The organism is Sphingomonas bacterium (assembly GCF_903644055.1).
Classification (GTDB): Bacteria; Pseudomonadota; Alphaproteobacteria; order Sphingomonadales; family Sphingomonadaceae; genus Sphingomonas_I.
Window position 1 is genome coordinate 1 of the sequence record NZ_CAHJXD010000146.1, and the last position, 3264, is coordinate 3264.

Here is a 3264-nt window from a genome sequence, read left to right on the forward strand (position 1 = left end):
GACGGCCAACGGCTCGGCCAGCGCCAGCAGCCGCGCCTGCGCCTCGGCGACGCTTTGCAGCGCCATCAGGCGCGCCAGTCGCCCGAGCGGCCGCCCGATTTGGCGCGCAGCCGCACGCCCTCGATCGTCATGCCGCGATCCAGCGCCTTGGCCATGTCGTAGAGCGTCAGCAAGGCGGCGGCGACGGCGGTCAGCGCCTCCATCTCTACTCCGGTCGGCCCGGTGGTGGCGACCGTCGCGGCGCAGGCGATGCCGTCGTCGTCGATCAGGAGATCGATCGAGACCTTGGCGAGCGCGATCGGATGGCAGAGCGGGATCAGATCGGGGGTCTTCTTGGCCGCCATGATCCCCGCGACGCGCGCGACGGCGAGCGCATCGCCCTTGGCCAGGCTGCCCTCGCGGATCGCGGCGAGCGCGGCGGCGGACATCAGGATGCGGCCCTCGGCGGTCGCCTCGCGCCGCGTCGCGGGCTTGGTCGAGACATCGACCATATGCGCGGCGCCGCTATCGTCGAGGTGGGTGAGCCTGGTCATGTCCCCAGCAACGCGCGGGTCGCGGCTTCGACGTCGGGCTGGCGCATCAGCGCCTCGCCGACGAGGAAGCAGCGGACGCCATGTTCGGCCATCGCGCGCAGATCGGCGTGGCTGCCGAGCCCGCTCTCGGCGACGAAGGTGCAGTCGCCCGGCGCGCTGCCGACGAGTTCGTAGGTGCGCGCGAAATCGACCGAGAAATCGCGCAGGTCGCGGTTGTTGACGCCGATCAGCCGCGACTTCAGGCGGAGCGCGCGCTCCAGTTCGGCGGCGTCGTGGACCTCGACGAGCACGTCCATGCCATGGCCGAGCGCCGCCGCCTCGATCTCGGCCATCGCGGCATCGTCGAGCGCCGCGACGATGATGAGAATCGCATCGGCGCCGAGCGCGCGCGCCTCCACGACCTGCCAAGGATCGACCATGAAATCCTTGCGCAGGCAGGGCAGCGCGCAGGCGGCGCGGGCGGCGACGAGATACTCTTCGGCGCCCTGGAAATAGGGCGCGTCGGTGAGGATCGACAGGCAGGCCGCGCCGCCGGCCCGATAGGCGCGCGCGTGCGCCGGCGGATCGAAATCGGCGCGGATCAGCCCCTTGGAGGGCGAGGCCTTCTTGATCTCCGCGATCAGCCCGAAGCCGTCGGCGGCGGCACGATCGAGTGCCGCGCGGAAGCCGCGCGGGGCGCTTTGCGTGGCGGCAGCGGCTTCGAGCGCGGCGAGGCTGGTCTCGGCCCTTCGCGCCGTGACATGCGCGCGCTTGGCGGCGAGGATTTCGGTCAGGCGGTCGGGCATCGCGCCAGCCTATAGGGCGCGCGGGCGGGATGCGTCATGCTGAAATGAGGGGCTGCTGTCGGTTAGGGCCTGTCCTGTCGACGCTGACCTCTCGTCTTGACGTCGAACTCTCGTCACCCCGGCCTTGAGCCGGGGTCCCGCTTCTTCTTCAACGTCGACAGGCAGCGGGACCCCGGCTCAAGGCGGGGTGACGGTTCTCGTATGGAGCTACTCGGCCTCTGCTCGGCGGGAGCGGGGGAGCCGGCGTCAGAAGCGCAGCCATTTCTCCAGCAGATCGTCGGCCGCGCCCGTGTCCAGCGCCTCGGCGGCGCGGGCGGCGGCTGCGGGGAGGTCGGCGACCTCGCCCGCGACCATCAGCGCGGCGGCGGCGTTGAGCAGCACCGCGTCGCGATAGGCGCCCTGCTCTCCGCCGAGCAGGCGGCGGAGTGCGGCGGCATTCTCCGCCTCATCGCCGCCGCGAATCGCGGCGATCGGGTGGCGGGGGAGCGCGGCGTCTTCGGGCAGCAGGGTGCGCGCGCGGGTGGCGCCGCCGTCGACCTCGACCAGCGCGGTCGGCCCGGCGATCGAGATTTCGTCGAGCCCCTCCTCGCCCGAGACGACCCAGGCCCGGCCGTCGCCGAGCAAAGCCAGCGCCTCGGCATAGGTGCCGACATAATCGGGGCGCGCGATGCCGATGAGCTGGCGCATGGTGCGCGCGGGGTTGGCGAGCGGGCCCATCAGGTTGAAGATCGTCCGCCGCCCGATCGCTTTGCGGATCGGCTGGATGCGGCGCATCGCGGGATGATGGTTGGCGGCGAACAGGAAGCAGATGCCGAGCTCGGCAAGGCTCGCCTCGGCGCTTTCGCCGGCGCGCGCCATATCGAGGCCGAGCGCTTCCAGCGTATCCGCAGCACCCGCCTTGGACGATGCGGCGCGGTTGCCATGCTTGGCGACGGGCACGCCGCAGCCTGCCACGACCAATGCGACGGCGGTGGAGACGTTGAGCGTATGGTGGCCGTCGCCGCCCGTGCCGCAGACGTCGATCGCATCGGCGGGAGCGGCGATCGGCAGCATCCGCCGGCGCAGCGCGCGCGCGGCGGCGGCGATCTCGATGCTCGTCTCGCCGCGATCGCTGAGCGCGATCAGGAAGGCGGCGACGGCGGCGTCGGGCACCTTGCCGTCGAGGATGTCGGCGAAGGCCTGATCGGCGCTCTGGTGATCGAGCGGCGTCGCGGGATCGGGGAGCGGCGCGATCGTCGTCACGCGCGCGTCATCACCCGAATGCCCGCCAGCGTCATGAAGTTGGTCAGCATCGCATGGCCATGTTCGGTGGCGATGCTTTCGGGATGGAATTGGACGCCGTGGATCGGCAGGCTCCGGTGGCGGAAGCCCATGATCGTGCCGTCGGGCGCGCGCGCGTTGACGATCAGATCGGGGGGCAGCGTCTGCTCAGGCACCGCCAGCGAATGATAGCGCGCGCCGGTGAAGGGCGAGGGCAGCCCCGCGAACAGGCCGGTGCCGTCGTGGAGGATCGGGCAGGTCTTGCCGTGCATCAGCTCGCCCGCGCGGCGGACCTGCCCGCCGAAGCATTGCCCGATCGCCTGATGGCCGAGGCAGACGCCGAGCAGGGGCCGCCCCGCCTCGGCGCAGGCGGCGACGAGGCCGAGGCTGATGCCGGCGTTGCGCGGATCGCCCGGCCCCGGCGAGATCAGGAACGCCTCGGCGCCCGAGGACATCGCCTGCCCGACCCCCATCGCATCGTTGCGCACGACATCGACCTCGGCGCCGAGCTCGCGCAGATAATGGACGAGGTTCCAGGTGAAGCTGTCGTAATTGTCGATGACGAGGATCATGGGGGGTGGCCTAGGGTCTGTTCTGTTCAAGTCGAACCGTCACCCCGGCCTTGAGCCGGGGTCCCGCTGCCTGCCGACGCTGAAGAAGCGGGACCCCGGCTCAAGGCCGGGGTG

Annotated in this window: 4 protein-coding genes; all 4 read right to left on the minus strand. The window is 71.4% G+C overall.

Annotation, left to right across the window (positions count from 1 at the left end):
• Window positions 1-65: 65 nt before the first annotated feature.
• The 4 genes from moaC to HUU94_RS06465 all read right to left on the minus strand — a co-directional run bounded on the left by moaC (window position 66) and on the right by HUU94_RS06465 (window position 3150).
• Window positions 66-533 (minus strand): cyclic pyranopterin monophosphate synthase MoaC, encoded by a 468-nt coding sequence (gene moaC, locus HUU94_RS06450; RefSeq protein WP_174274279.1) that lies wholly within the window; start codon window positions 531-533, stop codon window positions 66-68.
• Window positions 530-1318 (minus strand): indole-3-glycerol phosphate synthase TrpC, encoded by a 789-nt coding sequence (gene trpC, locus HUU94_RS06455; protein ID WP_174274280.1) that lies wholly within the window; start codon window positions 1316-1318, stop codon window positions 530-532. Before trpC ends, moaC begins: the two co-directional genes overlap by 4 nt.
• A 246-nt stretch (window positions 1319-1564) precedes the next feature.
• The gene (trpD, locus tag HUU94_RS06460) at window positions 1565-2560 is read right to left on the minus strand and encodes an anthranilate phosphoribosyltransferase (RefSeq protein WP_174274281.1); all 996 of its coding nucleotides are present in this window, start codon (window positions 2558-2560) and stop codon (window positions 1565-1567) included.
• Complete coding sequence (locus tag HUU94_RS06465; protein ID WP_174274282.1) at window positions 2557-3150, minus strand: anthranilate synthase component II; 594 nt, start codon at window positions 3148-3150, stop codon at window positions 2557-2559. Before HUU94_RS06465 ends, trpD begins: the two co-directional genes overlap by 4 nt.
• Window positions 3151-3264: the final 114 nt, after the last annotated feature.